A 22,999-nucleotide genomic window follows, 5' to 3' on the forward strand; every position below is an offset into this window, starting at 1 on the left:
GATTGGAATCGGCGCTTAATTGGTTGCAACGACGCTTACGGTGGTCATTTGCCTGCACCGGCACGCTTCCCTTGATTCGATGCGCGAAGTCGAAACCGTTCAGCCCCTCGCACCCCTGCCGAACTTCAGCAGGAAGGTCGATTCTACTCACGTATACGACAACGGCCACCGATTAGTTAGTCCCGGTCCGGTCACGGACGCGAATCGGCCGCCGTTCACGTGATCGGGTACGCACTACCCTCCGGCGATCAGGGCCACCGCCGCCAGGGCCAACACCATGCCGGCGGCCTGCCAGCGCGTCACCTTCTCCTTGAGCACCACCAACGCGAGCACCACCGTCGCAGCTGGGTACAGCGACATCAACACACCGGCCAACGACAGCAGCGATACGTGCAATGCCAACAGCATCGCCACATTGGCGATCGTGTCGATAACTCCCGCGGCGAGAGCCAGGCGCAGCGGTGTGCCATTCGGCGCGGTGAAGTTTCGAGTGATCAGCGCGATGAGGACGACGACGGCACTGGCCGAGATCCGCGCGAAGACCAGCGGCCAGACGTTGGCCTCGACGGGCGCCTGCGCGATCATGACGAAGTTCATCCCGAACGCCAGACCCGAGCCGACGGTCAGCCAGGCGACCTTGGCCGTGAAACGGTGCTGTCGCGCCGGATCGTCGTCCCGAACCTCCCTTGAGACGAGCAGCACCGCGACCAACGCCAACACGATGCCGACGACGGCGACTGCCGTGGGCCGCTCCCCCAACACCAGGCCGACGCCGACCGGAACACCCGCGACGAGCACGGCCGTCAGCGGCGACACCACCGAAATGGGGCCAGCCCCGAGGGCGGCGTAGAACCACCACACGCCGAACGCCTGGCTGATGCCGCACAGGCCACCCCACAGCACCGCGGCAGGCGACACGTGGCCGCCGACGAACAGGGCGATCACGGTCAACAGGACCATCGCCACCGGATAGGACACCAGCACCACCCGCAGGGCAGCCACCCTGCGCGACGCCAGACCCCCGACGAAGTCGCTCACCCCGTAGCCGACTGCGGAGAGCAGCGCGAAGGCCGGACCCTCCAAGGACCCGATCAGGTCATGCCCTTGGAGCGCCTGCCGAGCTCCCGGGTCACCTCACGTGCCGCATCGCGTTTGGCAATGTCCTGGCGCTTGTCATGCGCCTGCTTGCCGCGGGCCAGCGCCAGCTCCACCTTGACCTTGCCCTCGGTGAAGTACAGCGATAGCGGCACCAGCGACAGATTGCCGTCGCGGACCTTGCCTATCAGCGTGTCGATCTGGCTTCGGTGCATCAGCAGCTTTCGATTGCGCCGCGGCGCGTGGTTGGTCCAGCTGCCGTGGTGATACTCCGGGATGTGCACGTTGCGCAGCCAGATCTCGCCGTCGTCGACGGTGGCGAACGCGTCGGCCAACGACGCCTGACCGTCGCGCAGGCTCTTCACCTCGGTGCCCATCAGAGCCACCCCGGCCTCGAACGTCTCGAGGATCGCATAGTTGTGCCGCGCCCTGCGATTGGTGGCCACGATCTGGTTGTTGCGGTTCTTCTTGACCTCCGCGGCCGACTTCTTCGCCACCGCTAACGCCGTACGTAGAGGCGCAATGTGACGTAACCCGTGGCGCCTGCCATCGCCACACCCACGAAGAGCAGGATCGGCGCGATGTAGAGGATGTCGGCGTAGTCGATCCTGGCGATCAGATTCGCTTGATAGAACTGGTTGAGCGCCTTCTCGAGGAATACTGCGCGCACCAGAATCAGGCCGACGATCGATATCACCACACCGATGAACGCGGCCAGCATGGCCTCGACGAGGAAGGGCAGCTGCGTATACCAGCGGCTTGCGCCCACCAATCGCATGATGCCCACCTCCGTTCTTCGTGTGTAAGCCGCGACTTGAACCATGTTGGCTATCAACAGGATCGCGCCGACGGCCTGGACCAGTGCCACGGCGAACGCCGCGGCGCTCAATCCGTCGAGCACCGCGAAGAGCCGGTCGATCAGATCCTTCTGGTTCAGCACGTTGAGAACACCGGGCTGGGTCTTCAACGCGTCGTCGAAGTCCTTGTGCTGCTCGGGATTGTCGAGCTTCACGACGAATGATGCAGGAAACGCATCCTTGCCGGCAACGTCTTTGTATTGCGGGAACTTCTTGATTGCGTCGTCGTAGGCGTCCTGCTGGTTGAGGAACCGAACTGACTTGACGTCGTCGCGGTCCTCGATCTGCTTGCGCAGCGTCTTGCACGGGTCCGCGTCGCAGGTCGGATCGTTGGCCGAGATGTCGTTGGTCAGGAACACCTGGCTCTCGACGCGGTCCAGATAGATGTTGCGCGAACTGTCGGCGAGGCGGACCACCAGCAGACCACCACCGAACAAACCGATCGAGATGGCGGTCGTCAAGATCATGGCGACCGTCATGGTGACGTTGCGGCGAAGTCCGGTGAGGACCTCGTTGACGAGAAAGCCGAAGCGCACTTAGCGGTCCATTCCGTAGACACCGCGCTGCTCGTCGCGGATCAGGCGGCCAAGCTCGAGTTCGATCACGCGTTGGCGCATCGAGTCGACGATGTGGTGGTCGTGAGTGGCCATCAGCACCGTCGTTCCGGTGCGGTTGATCCGCTCGAGCAGATCCATGATGTCCTTGCTGGTTTCCGGATCCAGGTTTCCGGTCGGTTCGTCGGCCAACAGCACCAGCGGCCGGTTCACGAAGGCACGGGCGATGGCGACACGCTGCTGCTCACCGCCGGAGAGCTCGGTGGGCAGCCGGTTGGCCTTGCCCGAAAGCCCCACCATCTCCAGGACGTCGGGCACCACTCGGTTGATGACGTCCGAGCGCTTGCCGATGACCTCGAGCGCGAACGCGATGTTCTCGAAGACCGTCTTCTGCTGCAACAGGCGGAAGTCCTGGAACACGCACCCGAGCACCTGTCGGAGACCGGGGATGTGACGGTTTGCCAGTTTGTTCACGTGGAACTTCGACACCTGGATGTCGCCGTGTGTGGGAGTGTCCTCCGCGAGCAGCAATCGCATGAACGTCGACTTGCCCGAACCGGACGGTCCAATCAGGAAGACGAACTCACCCTTATCGATCTTGAGCGAGACGTTGTCCAGAGCTGGCCGTGCCGAGGATTTGTACTGCTTGCTCACGTGGTCGAGGGTGATCATCACGGCTCGCCAGTGTAGCCGGACGCAGACGGCGCTCCGGACTACCCGGGCGGCGGGAGCGCCGTCGGCGCTGGTACCTCTCCCGGAAGGACCGTCGTGGTCGTCGTCGTGCCCGACCGGTTCGGCACGGGCAGGCCCGGTGGCAACGTAATCGGCGGCAGCGGCCCTGCGCCGTCCGGATCGATGACGTTCGTCGGCGCGGTGTCGGATGTCGTCGTCGCACTCGTCGTGTCCGTGGAGCTGGTGGTCTCCGTCGGCGAGGGCTCGGTGGTGGTCGTGGTGGTCGTCGGCGTGGTCGTGCTCGGGGTCGTAGTTCTCGGCCGCGTCTCCACGTTCGTGCGGGGTACCCAGGTGTACTCGGGATCGGGCATGAAGCCTGGCGGCACGACCTGGGCGGTCTCCGGGGCTGCGGGTGTCGGCGCGGGCGGCTGGTAGGTGCTGTGCAGCCACGCGATCACGAAGAACGCCAGGATCAGACCGGCCGTCGAGGTGCGAATCCGCCCGTTGATGATGTAACCCGGCCATCCATGGTCGGCACGCTTGCGGGTGACCCAGTTCCAGAAACTCATGGCCGGTCTTCCGCGTTCTGCTGTTCCACGGGCGGCTTGACGGTGGCCGGACTCGGGATCGTGTTCACCACGGGACCGGTATCACCAGAGGTGACGATTCCGGCCCGGATCAGCTTGGCGATCACCAGCAGGCGGAGCCGGCGGCCTACCTCGAACTGCTTGCCCGGCAGTGTCCGCGCGACCATGCGCAAGTTCACGGTGTCGAGTTCGATGCTCTCCACGCCCATCACCTGCGGCGCGTCCAACAGCAGCTTTCGCAGACTGTCGTCCTGCATTGCCTTGTCGCTGACGCTGTGCAGAAGGTCGTCGACCCGAGTGAGGTCGGCGCTGGTCGGCACCGGGATGTCGATCACCGCCCTGGCCCAGTCCTTGGACAGGTTCATCGTCTTGACGATCTGGCCGTTGGGGATGGTGAATACCTCCCCCTCGGTGGACCGCAGCTTGGTGATGCGCAGGGTGACGTCTTCCACCGTGCCCTCGGCAGGGGCGGCGATGCCGGCGACGGTGAGGGCAACCAGGTCACCGAAGCCGTACTGCTTCTCGGTGATGATGAAGAAGCCCGACAGCAGGTCCTGAACCACGCGCTGCGCACCGAAGCCCAGCGCCGCGCCCAGCACGGCGGCGGGTGCGACCAGCGATCCGACCGGAATGGCCAGCACATCCGTGATGTCCACCGCGACGACCACGAAGAGCACCGCGATCGACACCCAGGAGATCACCGATGCGACCGCCTGCTGATGCTTGGCGCTCTCCGTACGCACCAGCTGATCGGTTTCCCGGAAGTCTGCATCGATGCGACGGGTGATCTTCTGCGCGGACCAGCTGATGAACCGGGCGGCCAGCACCGCAAAGATGATCAACAGGGTGATCTTCAGCCCCCGCGTGATGATCCACTCGCCGATTCCGCCCCGCCAGAAGTCGTGCCAGCGTTGCGTCATCGAGATGGCTACATACGTCGTGTTAGTCGTCATCTTTCCTATTGCGCCAACGGATCCCCGCCTCCAGGAATCCATCTATGTCGCCGTCGAGTACCGCCGCCGGATTGCCGACTTCGTAGTCGTTACGCAAGTCCTTGACCATCTGGTACGGGTGCAGCACATAGGAGCGCATCTGGTTGCCCCACGAACTGCCGCCGTCGCCCTTGAGGGCGTCCATCTCAGCACGTTCTTCTAAACGTTTGCGTTCCAACAATTTTGCCTGGAGAACCCGCATCGCCGAAACCTTGTTCTGCAACTGCGACTTCTCGTTTTGGCAAGTCACGACGATACCGCTGGGGATGTGCGTCAGTCGAACCGCCGAGTCGGTGGTGTTGACCGACTGCCCGCCGGGCCCGCTGGAGCGGTAGACGTCGACGCGCACGTCACCGTCTGGAACTTCGATGTGGTCGGCGGTGTCCACGACCGGCAGCACCTCGACGTCCGCGAAGGAGGTCTGGCGTCTGCTCTGGTTGTCGAACGGGCTGATCCGCACCAGCCGGTGGGTGCCCTGCTCGACCGACAGCGTCCCGTACGCGTACGGGGCGTGCACCGCGAACGTCGCACTCTTGATGCCCGCCTCTTCTGCGTAGGACGTGTCGAACACCTCGACGCCGTAGTTGTGCTTCTCCGCCCAGCGGATGTACATCCGCATGAGCATCTCCGCCCAGTCGGCCGCGTCCACCCCCCCCGCGCCGGACCGGATGGTCACGACGGCCTCGCGTTCGTCGTACTCACCGGAGAGAAGGGTGCGCACCTCCATCGCCTCGATGTCCTCGCGCAGCTTGCCCAGCTCGGCGTCGGCGTCGGCCAGGGCCTCGGTGCTGCTGGCCCCTTCCTCCTCCGCCGCGAGCTCGTACATCACGGGCAGGTCTTCGAGCCGTTGCCGCAACTCCTCCACGCGACGCAGCTCGCTCTGGGTGTGCGACAGCTCGCTGGTCACCTTTTGGGCACGCGTCTGGTCGTCCCAGAGCTTCGGATCCGACGCCGCCTCTTCCAGGTTCTTGATGCGATCCTTCAGACCTTCGACATCGAGCACCCGCTCCACCGTCGTCAGAGTGGTGTCGAGCGCAGCGATGTCTTCTTGTCTGTCGGGATCCACGGGACATCAGGTTACCGACCGTTGGGCGGGTCTAGCATCGGCTTGGTAACCGCCCGGTGATGTCGCGACAGCCCATTGCGCTTCGCCGGGCAGCGTCTGCTTCCTCTTGGAAGGCTCATCCATGCGCCCATACAGCGTGGCGATCGTCGGTTCCGGCCCGTCCGGCTACTTCGCCGCGGCATCGCTACTGAAGTTCGCGGACTCCACGGTCGGCTCCGACGAGCCCAGAGACGTGCGCGTCGACATGTTGGAGATGTTGCCGACCCCGTGGGGTCTGGTGCGCTCCGGCGTCGCGCCCGATCATCCGAAGATCAAGACCATCAGCGCCCAGTTCGAGAAAACCGGCAACGACGCGCGCTTCCGTTTCTTCGGCAACATCCGCGTGGGTGAACACGTTCATCCGGCGGAACTGGCCGAGCGCTACGACGCGGTGATCTACGCCGTCGGCGCCCAATCGGACCGACCGCTCGGCATCCCCGGCGAGGAGTTGCCTGGCAGCGTCGCCGCCGTGGACTTCGTCGGCTGGTACAACGCCCACCCGCACTTCGGGGAGATGACGCCGGATTTAACCAGCCCTCGCGCAGTTGTGATTGGCAATGGCAACGTGGCGCTCGACGTGGCACGCATCCTCGTCAGCGATCCGGACGTCCTGGCCAACACCGACATCGCTGACCATGCCTTGGATTCGCTGCACGCTCGAGGCGTGGAGGAAGTCGTGGTCATCGGTCGCCGTGGTCCCCTTCAGGCGACGTTCACCACGCTGGAGTTGCGTGAACTCGGCGACCTGGAGGCGATGGCCGACGTCGACGTGATCGTCGATCCCGACGACTTCGCGGACGTCACCGACGAGGACCTCGAGGCGGCGGGCAAGACCGTCAAGCTGAACGTCAAGGCGCTGCGTGGGTACGCGGAGCGCGGTCCGCGAGGAGCCAAGCGCCGCATCGTCTTCCGGTTCCACACCTCGCCCATCGAGATCAAGGGCGACGGTCGGGTTTCGTCGATCGTGCTCGGTCACAACGAGCTGGTGAACGACGGAGGCCGGCTGGTGGCCAAGGACACCGGGGCACGCGAGGAACTCCCCGCGCAACTCGTCGTCCGCGCGGTCGGGTACCGGGGCGTGCCGACGCCGGGCCTGCCGTTCGACGAGCGGTCGGGAACCATTCCGCACACCTCGGGCCGCATCGACGGCAGCCGTAACTCCTACGTCGTCGGCTGGATCAAGCGCGGGCCGTCGGGCGTCATCGGTAGCAACAAGAAGGACTCGCAGGAAACCGTCAACACCTTGTTGGCCGATCTGCGCGAGGTGGATGGAAGGGACTCCGAGCACACCGAGGACGTGGTCGAGTGGTTGTTGTCGCGGCAGCCGAAGCTGGTCACCGACGACCACTGGAAGTTGATCGACGACCACGAACGGTCGGCAGGCCAGCCGCACGGCAGACCCCGGGTGAAGCTCACCAGCGTGGCTGACCTCCTGCGGATCGGCCACGGCTGACGACGATCCCGCGAGGCACGAGCCGGTGAGAAGTCAGCCCATCAGACACGGCTGATCAGTCCCTTACCGGCTCCAGCACCGAGTCGGCCTCGATGGTGATCAGCACCCGTGTCTCCGGCTTGCCAGTGAAGTTCGGATACGGCATGCCGAGGTACTTCTGCGAGATCTCGTCGATGCTCTCCGCGGCGCCGTCGCTCGACATGGAGACCACGCGCCCACGCACGGCGTAGTAGCGGTTGACGTTGTCCGGGTCGGCGACGTTGACGGCCACGCGGGCGTCGCGGGCGACGTTTCTGGCCTTCTGATGGCCGCCGACGATGTTGACGACGACGTTCTGGCCGTCGGTGGTGACCCAGGTTTGGGTCAGCTGCGGAGATCCGTCCGGCATCAGGGTGGCAATGAAACACGGGCTGGGTAGACGCAGAAGATCGAGCAGGCCCTGGGGCAGTGGTTGTGGCATGGGCCTGTCATACACCCGACGTAGAGTCGAACGCATGTTCGATGAATTGGCGTCCATTGAGTCCGGCCTCGGTGAGGCGGCGTTGGTGGAGCGCATTGCGGCGCTGGAGCGGATGAAGTCGGCAGCCGCCGCGGGTCAGGCCCGCGCCGCAGCGGCGTTGGACCTGGTCCGTCGGGCCAGGGAGGCCGATGCCGGGATGCCCGCGGCGAAGCGGGGGCGAGGAGTGGCCAGCGAAGTCGCGTTGGCGCGGCGCGACTCCCCTGTGCGGGGCGGTCGTCACCTGGGGTTCGCGAAGACGTTGGTGAACGAGATGCCGCACACGCTGGCCGCGCTGGAGGCCGGTGCACTCTCGGAGTGGCGGGCCACGTTGATCGTGCGGGAATCGGCGTGCCTGGACCTCGAGGACCGCCGCGCGCTGGACGCCGAGATGTGTTCGGACACAGGTGGGTTGGATGGTCTGGGTGATGCCCGCATCGCCGCGGCGGCCAAGGCCATTGCCTACCGACTCGACCCGCACGCAGTCGTCGACCGGGCCGTGCGCGCCGAAACCGCACGTACCGTCACCATCCGGCCTGCGCCGGACACCATGACGTATGTGACGGCGTTCTTGCCGATGACGCAGGGGGTGTCGGTCTACGCGGCGCTCAAGCGAGCCGCCGACACCTGCGGCGACGGACGCGGGCGAGGGCAAATCATGGCCGACACGCTCGTCGAGCGGGTGACTGGACGGCCCGCCGAGGTGCCGGTGCCAGTAGCGGTGAACCTCGTGGTGACCGACGAGAGCTTGCTTGCGGGCAGCACGGTTCCGGCGCGGTTGGCCGGCTATGGCCCCATCCCCGCCGCGGTGGCGCGGCGCCTCGTCGGTACCGCGGCGCACGACGCTCGCTCTCGGGCGACGTTGCGGCGGCTCTACAGGCATCCCCGCAGCGGCGCCTTGGTGGCGATGGAGTCGCGCTCCCGACTGTTTCCCAAGGGACTCGCACGGTTCATCGACCTGCGCGACGACACCTGTCGCACCCCCTACTGCGACGCGCCGATCCGCCACCACGACCACGCCACCGCGCATCATCGGAGCGGACCGACCTCGGCGGTCAACGGGCTCGGCGAGTGCGAACGGTGCAACTACTCCAAGGAGGCTCCCGGCTGGACGGTGACTGCTGCCTGCGACGAAAACAGTCGTCACACTGCCGAATTCATCACACCCACGGGCGCAAGGCACCACAGCGCGGCCCCACCGCTGCCGGGCCTCGTCGTCGTCGATCTCAGCGAGATGGAAGTCCACATCGGCATCGAGATCGCGAAGTTCGCCGCCTAATAGAGCTCGGTGGCCGACGCTGGCGCCTCGGGCGGCGGGTTCGGCGCGAAGCCCCACTTGTCGGGATTCTTCGGGGAGTAGACGACCGGAATCAGCTGACCCATCGTCGGCGAAGTGCCGACGCCCATGACCATCCGGGTGTAGACCTCGTGTTCGCGGACGGTCGGCCCGTTGATGACCCCGGTGATGGTCACGTTCTGCGAACCATCGGAATCGGGTCCGGCGCTGACGCCGGTGACCAGAAGTGTGCCGTGGGCCATGTTGCCCCCGATGCCGCCCCCTCCCGCGGTGCTGCCACCGCGGCGTGCCCGCATGATGCGAGGCCCCACCAGGAGAACGATGCCACCGACCAACACCAAGAGCACAGCGAATTCCAACACGCCCCCCATGGTAGGACTGCTGCCATGACCACCCTCGCGGATGACATCGGCCTCGCACTCCAGATGGCCGATCAGGCCGATGCGTTGACCCTGGATCGGTTCGGTGCGCTGGACCTACGGATCGAGACGAAACCCGATCTCACGCCGGTGACGGATGCCGACGAATCTGCGGAGAAGCTGCTTCGCGGCCTACTTGCGACCCATCGGCGCGATGATGCGGTGTTGGGCGAAGAGTTCGGCGGCACCGCAGTTTTCGAAGGACGGCAGTGGGTGCTCGACCCGATCGACGGCACCAAGAACTTCGTCAGGGGCGTGCCCGTCTGGTCGACGCTCATCGCGCTCCTCGACGACGGCGTACCAGTCGTCGGCGTGGTCAGTGCGCCCGCACTGGGTCGGCGGTGGTGGGCAGGCACCGGCGAAGGTGCGTACACGTCGTTCCGTGGAGTTAGTCGGCGCATTTCGGTGTCGGGCGTCGCCTCGCTGGACTCGGCCAGTCTGTCGTTCTCCGACCTCACCACCGGCTGGGAGGAGCGCCGCGCACGCTTCGTCGAGCTCACCGACGCAGTGTGGCGGGTGCGCGGCTACGGCGACTTCTGGTCCTACTGTCTGCTTGCCGAAGGCGCCGTCGACATCGTTGCCGAGCCCGAGGTCAAACTGTGGGATCTGGCGCCGCTCGACGTCCTGGTCCGCGAAGCCGGCGGTCGGTTCTCGAACTTCGGCGGCTCACCGGGGCCCCATGGCGGAAGCGCGGTCGCCACCAACGGACTACTGCACGAAGAGGTACTCGGCAGGCTCTCGCTCACGTAGGGCTACGGCACGAAAAGTTTAGGGAAACCCCCGATTCCCTGCCGGCCCAATCAACTAGCGTCGTCCGCATGAAGAAGTCAACGATCCTCGCAGCCGCAGCGTTGGCCGGAATGGGCGCCGCACTCGTCGCTCCTTCTGCGGTCGCGGACCCTCGCATCACCGTGCCGTTCGTTCCGGTGTCCGTGTCGGGCTCGACCGGGGACGACGGATTGGACGTACCGCCGGCTCCGTGACGTTGATTACAGAGCGTCCTTATCTTACTTCGGAGTAAGATGCGGTCATGAAGCACTGCCCGAACGACACCAGGCTGCGAACATGACCCTGCCGTCCACCAACGGCCACGAGCAGAGCCGTGCGCGCGAGAGCGCGATAGGCCTGCAGAAGCACAAGCGCTCGCCGACCGCCATTGGGTTGGCGCTGATCACACCGCTGCTGGGTCAGGAGTTCCTGGACAAGCACGGCCTCCGGGATCCGCTAAACCGCAGCCTGCGCTACGGCGTCAAGACGACGTTCTCAGCGCTCGGCGCATCGACCCGCCAGTTCAAGAGGGTCCAAGGCATCGGGAAGCCACCGACCCGTCTCAAGCCGAGCGGCGCGGACTACTTCGATCTGACCCCTGACGACGAGCAGAAGATGATCGTCGAGACGGTCGCCGAATTCGCCGAGGAGCTCCTGCGCCCCGCCGCCCACGACGCCGACGCCGACGCGACCTACCCCGTCGACCTAGTCGGCAAGGCCACCGAGATCGGCGTCACCGCGATCAACATCCCCGAGGACTTCGACGGGATCGCGGCCCACCGCAGCACCGTGACCAACGCGCTCGTCGCCGAGGCTCTCGCCTACGGCGACATGGGACTCGCGTTGCCGATCCTTGCCCCCGGCGGCGTCGCGTCCGCATTGACCCACTGGGGTAGCGCCGACCAGCAGGCCACCTACCTTCGCGAGTTCGCAGGCGACAACGTCCCGCAGGCGTGCGTCGCCATCGCCGAGCCGCATGCCCTGTTCGACCCGACCGCGCTGAAGACGACTGCCGTCCGCACGCCGAGCGGTTACCGACTCACGGGCGTCAAGTCCCTGGTGCCTGCGGCCGCGGACGCCGAGCTGTTCGTCATCGCCGCCCAGCTCAACGGCAAGCCGGCGTTGTTCATCGTCGAGTCCGGCTCCGAGGGACTCACCGTCAAGGCGGACCCGAGCATGGGCATCCGCGCCGCGGCACTCGGCCGCGTCGAGCTGGACAATGTTGCGGTACCGCTGCACAACCGCCTTGGTGAGGGCGGGGCAGGAGACGGCGACTACGCCCAGGACTACTCGGAGGCCATCGCGCTCTCCCGATTGGGTTGGGCCGCACTGGCAGTCGGCACGTCTCACGCGATGCTCGACTACGTCATCCCATACGTCAAGGAACGCGAGGCGTTCGGCGAGCCCGTCGCCCGCCGCCAAGCGGTGGCCTTCATGTGCGCCAACATCGCCATCGAACTCGACGGGCTCCGACTGATCACCTGGCGTGGTGCCTCCCGCGCCGAGCAGGGCCTGCCGTTCGCCCGCGAAGCATCGCTGGCCAAGCGGATCGCCACCGACAAGGGCATGCAGATCGGCCTGGACGGCGTCCAGCTGCTCGGCGGCCACGGCTTCACCAAGGAACACCCCGTCGAACGCTGGTACCGCGACCTGCGTGCACTCGGCGTCGCCGAGGGCGTGGTCGTCCTCTAAGTCGTCCCCCAACGGCCGAAACACCAGACCAGGAACGGAAAACCCAGTCATGGCAATAAATCTGGAAATGCCGAAGAAGCTGCAGGCCGTCATCGACATGGCCCACGACGCCGCCGCGGAGATGTTGCGGCCGATCTCGCGCAAGTACGACCTCGCCGAGCACGCCTACCCCATCGAGTTGGATACGCTCGCCGACCTGTTCGAGGGCATGACGGCGGCCAACATCATCTCGTTCGCCGGAACCGACGCATTTCGCGGTGTCGAAGGGCCGAAGGGGAACGTCAACGGCGCCAACATGTCCGCGCTCGTCAATGCCCTCGAGATCAGCTGGGGCGACGTCGCACTCCTACTGTCGGTGCCCTTCCAGGGACTCGGCAACGCCGCGGTCTCCGGGGTGGCCACCGATGAGCAGCTTGCACGACTCGGGAAGGTCTGGGCGGCAATGGCCATCACCGAGCCCAGCTTCGGCTCCGACTCGGCGGCCGTGTCGACGACGGCGAAACTCGACGGCGACGAGTACGTGATCAACGGCGAGAAGATCTTCGTCACCGCCGGGTCCCGGGCCAGCCACATCGTGGTCTGGGCAACGCTCGACAAGACCAAGGGCCGCGCCGCCATCAAGTCGTTCATCGTGCCGCGCGAGCACCCCGGTGTCACCGTCGAGCGCCTCGAGCACAAGCTGGGCATCAAGGCATCCGACACCGCAGTCATCCGCTTCGACAACGTCCGGATCCCGAAGGACTACCTGCTCGGCAGCCCGGAGATCAACGTGGACAATGGCTTTGCCGGCGTCATGGAGACGTTCGACAACACCCGGCCCATCGTGGCGGCGATGGCCGTTGGCATCGCGCGAGCAGCGCTCGAGGAGCTTCGCCAGATCCTCACCGACGCCGGAGTGCAGGTCTCCTACGACAAGCCGGCGCAGGTGCAGCATGCCGCCGCCTCGGAGTTCCTGCGCATGGAGGCAGACTGGGAGTCCGGCTACCTGCTGACACTGCGGTCGGCGTGGCAGGCCGACAACAACATCCCCAACTCGAAAGAGGCGTCGATGGGCAAGGCCAAGGCGGCGCGGGTGGCCAGCGACATCACCCTCAAGACCGTCGAATTGGCCGGGACCACTGGCTATTCCGAAGAGCTGCTGTTGGAGAAGTGGGCGCGGGATTCGAAGATCCTCGACATCTTCGAGGGTACCCAGCAGATCCAGCAGCTGGTGGTCGCGCGTCGGCTGCTCGGGTTGTCGTCGGCTGAGCTGAAGTAGCAGTCCAGCTGGATGCTAGGAGATACCGTCGGGGTCATGGACGACTTTCAGGCGCTGGTCGCGCGGCAAGACGGTGATCGCATCAACGCGACGGTGGAGACACTGTCGGAATCGGATCTGCCGCCCGGTGAGGTGACGATCCGGGTGGCCTACTCCAGCGTCAACTTCAAGGACGCACTGGCGCTCACCCCCAAGGGCGGGGTGGTACGCGACTATCCGATCGTGCCGGGTATCGACCTGACCGGCGAGGTGGTGGCCTCGACGTCGGATCAGTTCGACGTCGGCGACTCCGTGCTGGCACACGGGTATGAAATCGGCACCGGACGGCATGGCGGTTACGCGCATTACGCCAGGGTGCCCGCCGACGAAGTCGTGGCCCTCGGTTCGCTGAGCCCGTATGAAGGCGCCGCGATCGGCACCGCGGGTTTCACCGCCGCGATGAGCGTGCAGGCGCTGATCGGCCGTGGAATCAACCCGCAGGACGGTCCCATCGTGGTGACGGGGGCGACCGGCGGCGTCGGTTCGGTAAGTGTCGACCTGCTGTCGGCGGCGGGCTACGAGGTGGTCGCGTCCACGGGAAAGCCGGACGCGGGCGACGGATTGAAGGCACTCGGCGCCACTGAGGTCATCCCCCGACTTCCCACCGATCCCGACGCCAAGCCGCGGGCGCTTGGCAAGACTCGCTGGGCAGGCGCGGTGGACTGCGTCGGCGGCGCGACCCTCGCCGACGTGCTCAGTACCGTGTCGTATGGCGGTGCGGTGGCCGCCAGCGGACTGACCGGCGGTCCGACGCTCAACACCACGGTGATGCCGTTCATCCTCCGCGGCGTTGCTCTGCTCGGCATGGACTCGGTGCTGATGCGCATCGGCCCTCGACGCGAACTGTGGGCGCTGCTGGGTGGTTCACTGAAGCCGCAACGACTTTCGCAGATCACCCATGACGTCGACGTGAAGGACGTGGTCGGCGTCATCGATCGGGTGCGGGCAGGCAAGTTCTCTGGTCGCGCCGTGGTGAGGGTGGCGGGCGGGTTCTGACGCGCGGGGATCAGTCCAGGTGACGGAACGGCCGCAGCACATCGCTGGCCCTGGCCACTAGGTCCCAGTCCCAGCATTCGGCCAGCAGCTCGTTGGCCGCATGGACGCCGAGACGCGGTACTGCGATTGAGCGCAGCTTGGCATTCAAATCGTCGTCGGACAGCGGGTTTCCTGGTGTGCCGCGGTTGGCGAGCACCTCGCGGTCGAGCACGGTGCCGTCATTCAGCGTGATGCTGATGCGCGCGCCCCGCTTGCCGACGGTGTCGTCGGCGCGGACCGTCACCAACCCGCGCAGCCGCGCGACGTCAGGGTCGTTGACGGCGACCGCCGAGAAACTGTCCAGCCCTAGATAGCCCGCATGCAACGCGAATGCCACGCAGTGGGCGGCGCTGAACCGCGCTGCCGACCCCGGAGCGGGGTGCACCAGCCCCGTCACCGATGCGGCGAACGGCAGCATCCGCACCTCGACGGACTTCACCGCGTCGATCGCGAACCGCGGGTCCTTGGTCAATTCGAGGGCGGCGTCGATCGCGGGATGAAGCAGCGATGCGTTCGGGTACAGCTTGTGCCCGTTCGACAGCACCGACCACACCTCGCCGAGTGACTCCACCAGGATCGCGGGTTCCGGCGCGCGCGAGATGACCGCGAGTAAGCCGCGCTCCCCCTCGATGGCGGTGTCCCTGGCCGTCATGCCACGCTCTGCCATCAGTGCGTTGAGGACTCCGTCCATCGCAGCCCGGCCGGGCTGCAGCGCCTTGGCGTCGCTGCCGTAGACCTCGCGAATGCCCGACGCCTGGGCGGCTGCCATGCCCAGCGCGTTGGCCGTTGCGGCGCCGCCGAGTCCGAGTGCTCGCGCGCCCGCCGCGGCTGACGCAAGGTGACCGGCGGTACCCGTCACCTGCCATCCACTCTCGAAGTGGGTGATCCCGGCGGCCCGCGCCACCCGGGCGCCGACCTCGAAACCGGCCACGTAACCCGCCAACGCCTGCGCACCGGACAGCGGCCGCATCTCGGCGATCGCCAGCACCGTGGGCCACACACAAGAGCCGAGGTGGATGGTGGTCTCCGGCGGGTTGAAGACGTCGTCGAAATCCATTGCGTGCGACGAGTATCCATTGGCCAGCGCAGCGAACGGACCGCTGGTGCACTGGCCGGAGCCGATGATGGTGGCCACCGGTTCCGACGCGACGGCGGCGATCACGTCCCGCAACTTCGCCGCGGCCGGTTCCACCGACCCGGCCAGCACCGCGGCCAGCCAGTCGACGAGCGCCCTCTTGGCACCGTGCACCACCTCGGGCGGCAGGCCCGGCAGTGTGACCGAGGACGCGAAGTCGGCCAAGGAACGGGTCTTGGTCGGCTCGTCTTGCAGGTCGGTCATCCGTTGTGGACCATGCTCGCCACGAGCGGCTTGGCCGCGTCGGTGAAATCGCTTATCTGCTTGTGTAACTCATCACCGACGACGAACTCCGGATTCAGACCCTCGCCGCGCAGATACTGCTTCCACGCGTCCGTGGCGGCGACCTTCTGGAAGAAGTCCTGATAGAACTTGACGGCCTGGCCCGACATCTTCGGCGCCCCGGCGATCCCGCGGAACTGCAGATGTGCCGGGAACTCGCCAAGATCGATCTTTTGCTCGGCGATCGTCGGGACGTTCGGGAAGTCGGGCACCCGCTTGTCGGAGAAGACGCCGATCAGCTTCAATTTGCCTGCATCGATCTGGTCGGCGAAGTCCGGAATGGCGCCGATGTCGATCTGGGCGTCACCGCGCAGCATCGCCGTGATGCGCGGCGCGCCATCGTCGAAGGACAGGTACTTCCACTTCGCGTCGGAGTTCTTCTCGATCTCCAGCGCGACGAGGTTGTCCACTGAGTTCGGCGATCCACCGGTCTGCACCATCTCACCGGGATTCTTCTTGGCGGCAGCGAGGAACTCGGCCATGGTGTTGAAGGGAGCATCGGCTGGCGCCGCGATGACCTGTATCTCGTCCGCCAGCATCACGATGGGGGTCAAGTCGGTCAGGACTGCGGGGGCCGATGCCGCGGCAAGGCCGCCGATGATCCACTTCGACGTGAACGCCGAGATGAAGTTGGAGTCGCCTGGCTTGCCCTTGAGGAAGGCCATCGCGCCGAGCCCACCGCCTTCGGGCTTCGCCATGACGGGCCAGTTGTCCTTCAAGATCTGATTGTCGCGGGCGATCTTGATGAGTTGGCGCGCGAACAGATCGCTGCCACCACCGGGTCCCGTGTCCACGATGAACTGAACGTTGTTCGGCGTCCCGCCGGCCGCGGTGGTGGTCGAGGCGCCGCAGGCCGCGGTTCCAACCGCGACGGCCACGCTCGCTGCCAGGACACCCAGGCGCTTGATGGTGGTGTTCATTGGTTCACCTCTCGGGTTTCGACACTCTTGATCAGGGCTGGATCGGACTGGTTGGGCTCGGGTGCGGTCACGTCGTCCAGCTCCAGGTCGGGCAACACGCTGTCCTTGGTGGGCAGCCGATTACCGCGGCGCCGACTGAGGATCGCGAGCACGACGACGATCACTGCGAGCCCGAGCACGATGGCCGAAATCGGCCGCTGCACGAAGATCAGGAGACTGTTGTCGGACAGGATCAGCGACTGGCGTATTGCGTTCTCCGCCTGCGGACCGAGGACGAACGCCATCAGCAGCGGGGTCGGCGGGATCGAGAGTTTGCGGAATGCATAGCCAAGGGCGCTGAAGAAGATCAGCATGTAGATGTCGAACATCGAGCCCCGCACGCTGTAGGCGCCGACGACCGCGAGCACCAGGATCGCCGGGTAGAGCACCCAGTACGGGATCTTCAGGAGCCGAACCCAGAGCGGGATCATCGGAAGGTTGAGCACCAGGAGCGCGACGTTGCCCAGATACAGGCTCGCGATCACCGGCCAGACGATCTCGGGGTTGGTCTCGAAAAGTCTTGGCCCCGGCTGGATTCCGAACAGCAGCAGGGCGGCGAGCATCACCGACGTGCTGGCACTGCCCGGAAGGCCGAGCGACAGCAGCGGGACCATTGCCCCGCCGACTTCGGAGTTGTTGGCCGCCTCCGGCGCTGCGACGCCCTCCATGGTGCCCTTGCCGAACTTCTCGGGATGCTTAGAGATGTTCTTCTGCAGCGTGTAGGAGACGAACGAGGCGATCGTTGAGCCGCCCCCTGGCACCGCCCCGACCAGGAAGCCGGTGACGGACCCCTGGGCGATGGCACCGCGGCAGTCCTTGAGATCCTGCTTGGTGGGCAGGAGGTTTCGGATTCCCTTGGGGATGGCGAGCAGTGACTTGCCCCGTTGTTCCTCGACGTTCATCAGCACTTCGGCGACGGCGAACATGCCAAGGGTCAGCACCAGGAACTCGACCCCATCGAAGAGATTGATGTTGCCGAAGGTGAAACGCTCCGTGCCGCTGAACAAGTCGACGCCGACCGTGGAGATCAGAAGTCCCAGCGCCATCGAGATGAAGCCCTTGATGGGCGACTTTCCCGTGACGGTGATGACGAGTAGCAGCCCGAAGACCATCAGGCACGCGAACTCTGGCGGGCCGAAGGCCACCGCGAACTTGGCGATGATCGGAGCCAGGAAGGTCAGGGCGATGACGCCGACGGTGCTCGCGACGAAGCCGGAGATCGCCGACATCCCCATGGCGGGCCCGGCGCGGCCCTTCCGTGCGAGCTGGTGCCCGTCGTAGCAGAGCACCACCGACGAGGTCTCGGTGGGAATGTTCAACAGGATCGCGGTCGTCGAACCCGCGAACTTGGCGCCGTGGTACAGGCCCGCCATCATGATCAGCCCGGTGGTGGGTGGCAGCTTGAGGGTCAACGGCAACAGCACCGCCAGTACGGCCGCCGGATTTCCAAGTCCAGGAAGGATTCCCACGATGGTGCCGAGAGTGACACCGATCAGCACCCACATCACGTTCATCGGGGTCAGGGCCGTGCCGAGCCCGTCGACGAGGCTTTCAAGCGCGTTCAAGACGACATCCTTTCACCGACGGTGACGGTCAGGCGGGGAGCAGCGGGCCGGAGGGCAGCGGAATGGCGAAGAAGTGTGCGAACAGGACGTAGGTCGCCACCGGGATGAGCACCGCCGCCAGCAGGCTGCGGAAGTCGCGGCGGCGCTCGATGCCGTAGAGGATCACCAGCACCAGCAGCACCATCGCCGGGATGTAGCCGATGATGGCGACCAGCGGGGCGATCACGCCGAACACGATCAGCACTCCCACCGGCCGCAGCATCCGCCGGGCAGCGCCGGGTTCGTCGCGACCGGCCTCGACAGCACCGTCGGCCTCGGGTTCCTCCGAGCCTTCGCGCACGGCGATGGCGGCCAGCAGCAGACCGAGCACGATCAGCAGGCCGGCCAGAATCTTCGGGAAGAACCCGGGGCCCGGCACACTGTGGTCGCCGAACATCGACAGATCCCTGGCATCCCAGGTTGCTGCCGCGCCAACCACTGCGGTCACCAGACCCGTGTAGAAGTCCATCCGACGCATCCGCGGCACACCGCCCATTCGTTTTTCTTTCAGACAGACATTGTGTCTGCATTACAGAAGCTATGTGACGTATGTAACTCTGGGCGGGGACTTGAGGTCAAGCCTCTGTGGACAATTTCTTTAGAGCAGACATCCAGCGGCGGCCTAGAGCCGTAGCTCGTCCGCCCGCTCGATCAGAACCGAGGCGATCTCGCGGCGCCTCTCCTGACTGAGCCGCGTGGTGGGGACGGCGACCGCCACTGCGGCCAGCGCCCTTCCGCTGCCGTCGCGCACCGCTATCGCCACCGACCCGACGCCTTCCTCGCTCTCCTCGTAGTTCGTCGCATACCGGTTGGCGCGCACTTCCTCCAGCGCGGCGATCAGCAACGGCACCGAGGACACCGAGCGGTCGGTCTGCGGCACGATCGACGCCGGGTCGGCGTACATCGCCCGAATGCGTTCGTCGGTTAGTTCGGCAAGCAGCGCCTTGCCACCTGACGTGCAGTGCGCGGGCAGCAGGCTGCCGGTGCGCGGGGCGACGCGCAACGCCCTGGTGCTCTCGACCGCGTCCACGTAACGGACCTTCGTGCCCTCGAGCGTCATGAGGTGCACCGTCTCGTTGAACTGGTCGGCGAGATCGACCAGCAGAGGTCTTGCCCTGCTACGGAAGTCGCTCTTCTCGACGACCGAGAGACCGATCTCCAGCAGCGTCGGACCTGGCCGATATGTCCGTGACTGCGGATCCTGCTGAACGAATCCGTGGTGGATCAGCATGGCCAGCAGTCGATGGGCCGTGGAATGCGCCACGCCCAGATAACTGCAGGCATCCGTCAGGCGCAGGGTGTCGCGGTCGTTGAACAGCCGGATCAGACGAAGGGCGTTGTCCACGGACGTGATCGGATAAGCCGGTTGAGCGCCGTCCTCCGACACTGGATATGTCTGCATAACAGACATGTTGTCGGCACAGTGGAAATTTGTCCAGCGAAACTGCCGGATGGGTCTTGACTTCTCGACGCAGCCCCATCTAGCTTCTGTATTGCAGACAGACCGTCTGACTAGCAGAAGCCTCAGGAGGAAAGATGCGGATCCGCCATCTGGGGATCGTGACAGAAGATCTGGAACGGTCGGCCGAGTTCTACGAGAAGGTGTTCGGTTTCAAACGCCTTGGCGACGTCAGGACGCCGGGCCACTACCCAGGAAAGGCGCTCGACCTGTCCGACGGCGAAGTGAACTATTCACTTCTGTGCCCCGACGAGCGGGTGGAGACGTCGGTGTGGACGCAGGGCACCCTGGGCCCCAACCACATCGGTGTCGAAATCGAGGACACCGCACACGCCGCCGAGGCACTCAAGGGCTACGGCATCGAGATCTACGGCGAGGACAAGGAACAGTGGCCGCCGCGATTCTTCAAGTTCAAGGATCTCGATGGTGTCGAGATCGACGTCGCCACCCCCGACCGCAGCTGGAAGTACTAGACCCAGAGAGCGAGCACAACCGGTGGCCGGAGCGGATGCTGAATCAGCAGATCGCTCCGGCCACACCTGGTTTCAGGTCCTCCTTGGCATGCTGCGCATCGGTGGGACGGCGTTCGGTGGCGGGAGCGCCACCATCGTCGCGATGCGCCAGCTCGCGCTGCGCAAGCAGTGGCTGACCGAAGACGAATTTCTCGAGACCGTCGTCCTGAGCAGGGTCACCCCGGGAATCACGATCCTCGCCCAGGTGATCCTGATCGGCAAGAAGGTCGACGGGCTGCGGGGCGCCCTCGCCGGCCTCGTCGGAATGTTGCTGCCCTCGATCACCATTACAATCCTGCTGGCGCGCCTCTACGTCCTGGTCAAGGACGAGTCCTGGTCGGCGGGTCCGCTGGACATGGTCGCAGCCGTCGCCGCCGGCTTTGCGGTCGCGCTGGCCCTTCTGCTCCTCAAGGACACGCTCGTAGTGGATCGGCACTGGCGTGGACCCGTCGGCTTCCTCGGCTACGTCGCGTTGGGCGCCTTGGTGCCCAACCCCGTCTGGATGCTGCTGGCGGCCGTGGCCGCCGGGCTGCTGTTCCCCGCCCTCTTCGTGTCGACGGACACCGACGACGGGGGCGACCCGGGAGATGCAGATGCCGCTTAGCCACCTCTTCGTCGTCATCCTGGTCGCCAGCTTGTTCAGCTTCGGCGGGCTCGGTTCGCTGCCGGTGCTCGAGAGTCAGCTGTCGTCCAACGGGGTATCGCCGGACGCCGTCGTGCTGCCGTCCCTTGCGGTCGGGAACATCAGCCCCGGACCCAACGGCCTCTATCTGATCGCAGCCAGCTACTTCATCGGCGGCATCACGGGCAGCCTGGTCGCCTGCGCCGCCGTCGTCGTGCCGCCGTTCCTCGTCCTCGCGGTGCAGCGGGCCAAGCAACGATTGATCCACCTGCCGCGCTTCCGTGCGATGCTGCGATCACTCGCCCTCGCGGTCGTGGCGCTGCTCGCCGTCACCGACTGGACTCTGGTCAAGCAGGCCGCCACCGGCCCGTTGGCGATCTCGGTGATGGTCGCGGGCACCCTGATGCTGCTCGTTCGGGTGCCCCCGCTCATCGGCGTGCTGGCCGCGATCGCCGTCGGGATCAGGTGGTGAGCGTCGGCCTCAGAGCAGGTGGCTGATCAGGTCGGGCTTCATCTGCTGCAACTGCGCACCCCAGTACGGCCAGTCGTGCGTGCCGGTGTCCGGGAAGTTGAAGACGCCGTTCTTGCCGCCTGCGGCGATGTAGTTGTCCTGGAACGTCTTGTTGGTGCGGAGGGTCAGGCCCTCGAGGAACTTGGCGGGCATGTTGTTGCCGCCCAGCTCGCTGGGGGTGCCGCTGCCACAGTAGACCCAGAGGCGGGTGTTGTTGTTGACCAGCTGCTGGATGTTCACCATCGGGTCGTTGCGCTTCCAGGCGCTATTCGGGTCTTCCGTTGGGCCCCACATGTCATTCGCCTTGAAGCCGCCCGCGTCACCCATCGACACGTTGATCAGGAACGGCCATGACCCCTCGGAGGGGTTCAAGAAACCCGACAGCGATGCCGCGTAGATGAACTGTTCCGGGTGGTAGATCGCCAGGGTCATCGACGCCGAGCCGGCCATCGACAGCCCGACCGCGGCGCTGCCGGTGGACTTAACCTGCTTCTCGGAGGCCAGATACGCGGGCAGCTCCTGGGTCAGGAACGTCTCCCACTTGTAGGTCTGGCAGCCGCTCTTGCCGCACGCCGGCGAATACCAGTCGGAGTAGAAGCTGGACTGACCGCCGACGGGCATCACGATCGACAGGCCGGAGCCGTCGTACCACTCGAACGCCGGGGTGTTGATGTCCCAGCCGTTGAAGTCATCCTGGGCACGCAGTCCGTCGAGCAGGTACACGGCGGGTGAGTTGGCGCCGCCGCTCTGGAACTGCACCTTGATGTCGTGCCCCATGCCCGCAGACGGAACCTCCAGGTACTCCACCGGCAGGCCGGGGCGCGAGAACGCTCCGGCAGTCGCGCCACCGCCGAAGACGCCGATCATTCCCGGCAGCAGCATCAGAGCCGCGGTCACGCCCAGCAGTCGGCGCGCAAAGCGCCCGAGTGTTCCGTCAAACAACATCTACGAATCCGTCCAGTTCCTGTTACGGGTAAGTCGCCCACTCCGCTGCGATCTGGGATCGCCCATGCGGCATCGGGATCATCTCCGTCAGCCGCGCCCGCCCACATCGCAGGAGGACCTGAGTAATAACCTGTAGGAGGCAGTAAAACACGCGGCCAGCGTCACGGGCCAACCCGGCCGCCGTTGCGAGGGCTGACGCGACCGTCAGTCGTGCGGGCTTTCGGAGCCGTAGGCTGCTGCTCGTGGCGAGTTCCCGCAGCACCGCCGGCAACCGTCGAAGACGTCTGGCACACCGACGGGATGCGGCCACGGGCTCCAACGACGTGGTGGTGACCGAGGCGTTCGTACCCGAACACCGGCTGGTGAGGGTCATCGATGTCTACGGCGGCACCGCGCCGGGCGCGAGCCTGCACGACTCGTCGACCTACCGCTGGCCGATGGTCCCCGCCCTGGCCTTGCTGGCGGCGATGCCGGCGCTTGGCAGCGCCGAGCGCGTGAGTGAGCTGTACGCGGAGCGATTGGCCGAACGGGTGCTGGCCCATGAGGGCGTGATGCAGAGGGACGAACCCATCGCCCAGGCCCATCTCGGCGAGGCGCGGGTGCGGCTGCGGGCATTGCGCGGACTGCTGGCAGACACCGTCCGCACCATCG

The 22,999-nt window shown here is 65.8% G+C and carries 25 protein-coding genes and 1 pseudogene; 11 read left to right on the top strand and 15 right to left on the bottom strand.

What is annotated here, in order from left to right; genetic code table 11:
* Positions 1–234: 234 nt before the first annotated feature.
* Genes QOI01_RS02255 through prfB form a run of 7 tightly spaced genes read right to left on the bottom strand, consistent with a single transcriptional unit; the run spans position 235 to position 5,823 of the window.
* Entirely contained in the window at positions 235–1,083 is an 849-nt protein-coding gene (locus tag QOI01_RS02255) for an EamA family transporter (RefSeq protein WP_526378193.1), read from the bottom strand.
* An 8-nt stretch (positions 1,084–1,091) separates the two neighbouring features.
* Positions 1,092–1,592 (bottom strand): SsrA-binding protein SmpB, encoded by a 501-nt coding sequence (gene smpB, locus QOI01_RS02260; RefSeq protein WP_526378195.1) that lies wholly within the window; start codon positions 1,590–1,592, stop codon positions 1,092–1,094.
* 2 nt (positions 1,593–1,594) lie between these two features.
* The gene (gene ftsX / locus QOI01_RS02265) at positions 1,595–2,488 is read right to left on the bottom strand and encodes a permease-like cell division protein FtsX (RefSeq protein ID WP_526378197.1); all 894 of its coding nucleotides are present in this window, start codon (positions 2,486–2,488) and stop codon (positions 1,595–1,597) included.
* Entirely contained in the window at positions 2,489–3,178 is a 690-nt protein-coding gene (ftsE, locus tag QOI01_RS02270; protein ID WP_526378241.1) for a cell division ATP-binding protein FtsE, read from the bottom strand.
* Positions 3,179–3,219: 41 nt separating this feature from the next.
* Entirely contained in the window at positions 3,220–3,747 is a 528-nt protein-coding gene (locus QOI01_RS02275) for an Rv3103c family proline-rich protein (RefSeq protein ID WP_526378199.1), read from the bottom strand.
* Complete coding sequence (locus QOI01_RS02280) at positions 3,744–4,718, bottom strand: mechanosensitive ion channel family protein (protein WP_526378201.1); 975 nt, start codon at positions 4,716–4,718, stop codon at positions 3,744–3,746. The genes QOI01_RS02275 and QOI01_RS02280 overlap by 4 nt, the downstream gene beginning before the upstream one ends.
* A complete protein-coding gene (gene prfB / locus QOI01_RS02285; RefSeq protein WP_526378203.1) occupies positions 4,708–5,823 on the bottom strand; it encodes a peptide chain release factor 2 in 1,116 nt (371 codons plus the stop codon). The genes QOI01_RS02280 and prfB overlap by 11 nt, the downstream gene beginning before the upstream one ends.
* 121 nt (positions 5,824–5,944) lie before the next feature.
* Between prfB and QOI01_RS02290 the strand changes: the two genes are divergently transcribed.
* Entirely contained in the window at positions 5,945–7,315 is a 1,371-nt protein-coding gene (locus QOI01_RS02290) for an FAD-dependent oxidoreductase (protein WP_526378205.1), read from the top strand.
* A 55-nt stretch (positions 7,316–7,370) separates the two neighbouring features.
* Here the strand turns inward: QOI01_RS02290 and QOI01_RS02295 are convergent, their stop codons facing one another.
* Positions 7,371–7,775 carry a PPOX class F420-dependent oxidoreductase gene (locus QOI01_RS02295; RefSeq protein ID WP_526378207.1) on the bottom strand — a complete coding sequence of 135 codons (405 nt, stop codon included), beginning with the start codon at positions 7,773–7,775 and terminating at the stop codon, positions 7,371–7,373.
* 34 nt (positions 7,776–7,809) lie between these two features.
* Here QOI01_RS02295 and QOI01_RS02300 point away from each other — a divergent pair, with 34 nt between their 5' ends.
* On the top strand, positions 7,810–9,090 hold the full coding sequence (locus tag QOI01_RS02300) for a DUF222 domain-containing protein (protein WP_526378209.1): 1,281 nt from the start codon (positions 7,810–7,812) through the stop codon (positions 9,088–9,090).
* Here QOI01_RS02300 and QOI01_RS02305 read toward each other — a convergent pair.
* The gene (locus tag QOI01_RS02305) at positions 9,087–9,470 is read right to left on the bottom strand and encodes a hypothetical protein (RefSeq protein ID WP_526378211.1); all 384 of its coding nucleotides are present in this window, start codon (positions 9,468–9,470) and stop codon (positions 9,087–9,089) included. The genes QOI01_RS02300 and QOI01_RS02305 overlap by 4 nt on opposite strands.
* Positions 9,471–9,494: 24 nt before the next feature.
* Here QOI01_RS02305 and hisN point away from each other — a divergent pair, with 24 nt between their 5' ends.
* The 5 genes from hisN to QOI01_RS02330 all read left to right on the top strand — a co-directional run bounded on the left by hisN (position 9,495) and on the right by QOI01_RS02330 (position 14,280).
* Positions 9,495–10,277 carry a histidinol-phosphatase gene (hisN, locus tag QOI01_RS02310; protein WP_526378213.1) on the top strand — a complete coding sequence of 261 codons (783 nt, stop codon included), beginning with the start codon at positions 9,495–9,497 and terminating at the stop codon, positions 10,275–10,277.
* A 68-nt stretch (positions 10,278–10,345) separates the two neighbouring features.
* Positions 10,346–10,510, top strand: coding sequence for a hypothetical protein (locus tag QOI01_RS02315; RefSeq protein WP_526378215.1), 165 nt, complete (start codon positions 10,346–10,348; stop codon positions 10,508–10,510).
* Between the two features lie 82 nt (positions 10,511–10,592).
* Positions 10,593–11,987 (top strand): acyl-CoA dehydrogenase family protein, encoded by a 1,395-nt coding sequence (locus QOI01_RS02320; RefSeq protein ID WP_526378217.1) that lies wholly within the window; start codon positions 10,593–10,595, stop codon positions 11,985–11,987.
* Between the two features lie 49 nt (positions 11,988–12,036).
* Positions 12,037–13,245 (top strand): acyl-CoA dehydrogenase family protein, encoded by a 1,209-nt coding sequence (locus tag QOI01_RS02325; RefSeq protein WP_526378219.1) that lies wholly within the window; start codon positions 12,037–12,039, stop codon positions 13,243–13,245.
* Between the two features lie 36 nt (positions 13,246–13,281).
* Positions 13,282–14,280 (top strand): acrylyl-CoA reductase family protein, encoded by a 999-nt coding sequence (locus QOI01_RS02330; RefSeq protein ID WP_526378221.1) that lies wholly within the window; start codon positions 13,282–13,284, stop codon positions 14,278–14,280.
* 10 nt (positions 14,281–14,290) lie between these two features.
* Here the strand turns inward: QOI01_RS02330 and QOI01_RS02335 are convergent, their stop codons facing one another.
* From QOI01_RS02335 to QOI01_RS02355, 5 genes are all read right to left on the bottom strand, one after another.
* On the bottom strand, positions 14,291–15,658 hold the full coding sequence (locus tag QOI01_RS02335; protein WP_526378223.1) for an MmgE/PrpD family protein: 1,368 nt from the start codon (positions 15,656–15,658) through the stop codon (positions 14,291–14,293).
* Positions 15,655–16,656, bottom strand: coding sequence for a tripartite tricarboxylate transporter substrate binding protein (locus tag QOI01_RS02340; RefSeq protein ID WP_526378225.1), 1,002 nt, complete (start codon positions 16,654–16,656; stop codon positions 15,655–15,657). Before QOI01_RS02340 ends, QOI01_RS02335 begins: the two co-directional genes overlap by 4 nt.
* Complete coding sequence (locus QOI01_RS02345) at positions 16,653–18,260, bottom strand: tripartite tricarboxylate transporter permease (RefSeq protein WP_526378227.1); 1,608 nt, start codon at positions 18,258–18,260, stop codon at positions 16,653–16,655. Before QOI01_RS02345 ends, QOI01_RS02340 begins: the two co-directional genes overlap by 4 nt.
* 28 nt (positions 18,261–18,288) lie before the next feature.
* Entirely contained in the window at positions 18,289–18,795 is a 507-nt protein-coding gene (locus QOI01_RS02350; protein WP_526378229.1) for a tripartite tricarboxylate transporter TctB family protein, read from the bottom strand.
* 126 nt (positions 18,796–18,921) lie between these two features.
* Complete coding sequence (locus tag QOI01_RS02355) at positions 18,922–19,701, bottom strand: IclR family transcriptional regulator (protein ID WP_526378231.1); 780 nt, start codon at positions 19,699–19,701, stop codon at positions 18,922–18,924.
* A gap of 134 nt (positions 19,702–19,835) precedes the next feature.
* On the opposite strand from QOI01_RS02355, the gene QOI01_RS02360 reads away from it, so the two are divergent.
* Genes QOI01_RS02360 through QOI01_RS02370 form a run of 3 tightly spaced genes read left to right on the top strand, consistent with a single transcriptional unit; the run spans position 19,836 to position 21,364 of the window.
* Positions 19,836–20,231 (top strand): VOC family protein, encoded by a 396-nt coding sequence (locus QOI01_RS02360; RefSeq protein WP_526378233.1) that lies wholly within the window; start codon positions 19,836–19,838, stop codon positions 20,229–20,231.
* Positions 20,232–20,253: 22 nt separating this feature from the next.
* Positions 20,254–20,874, top strand: a complete 621-nt coding sequence (locus tag QOI01_RS02365) for a chromate transporter (protein ID WP_526378235.1) — start codon at positions 20,254–20,256, stop codon at positions 20,872–20,874.
* Positions 20,864–21,364, top strand: coding sequence for a chromate transporter (locus tag QOI01_RS02370; RefSeq protein ID WP_526378237.1), 501 nt, complete (start codon positions 20,864–20,866; stop codon positions 21,362–21,364). Before QOI01_RS02365 ends, QOI01_RS02370 begins: the two co-directional genes overlap by 11 nt.
* Positions 21,365–21,373: 9 nt before the next feature.
* Here QOI01_RS02370 and QOI01_RS02375 read toward each other — a convergent pair whose 3' ends face one another.
* Complete coding sequence (locus QOI01_RS02375) at positions 21,374–22,348, bottom strand: alpha/beta hydrolase (protein WP_526378239.1); 975 nt, start codon at positions 22,346–22,348, stop codon at positions 21,374–21,376.
* A gap of 270 nt (positions 22,349–22,618) precedes the next feature.
* Here QOI01_RS02375 and QOI01_RS02380 point away from each other — a divergent pair.
* A pseudogene (locus QOI01_RS02380) lies at positions 22,619–22,999 on the top strand (acyl-CoA dehydrogenase family protein); the annotation flags it as partial.

Source organism: Mycobacterium sp. (assembly GCF_032162605.1).
GTDB lineage: Bacteria > Actinomycetota > Actinomycetes > Mycobacteriales > Mycobacteriaceae > Mycobacterium.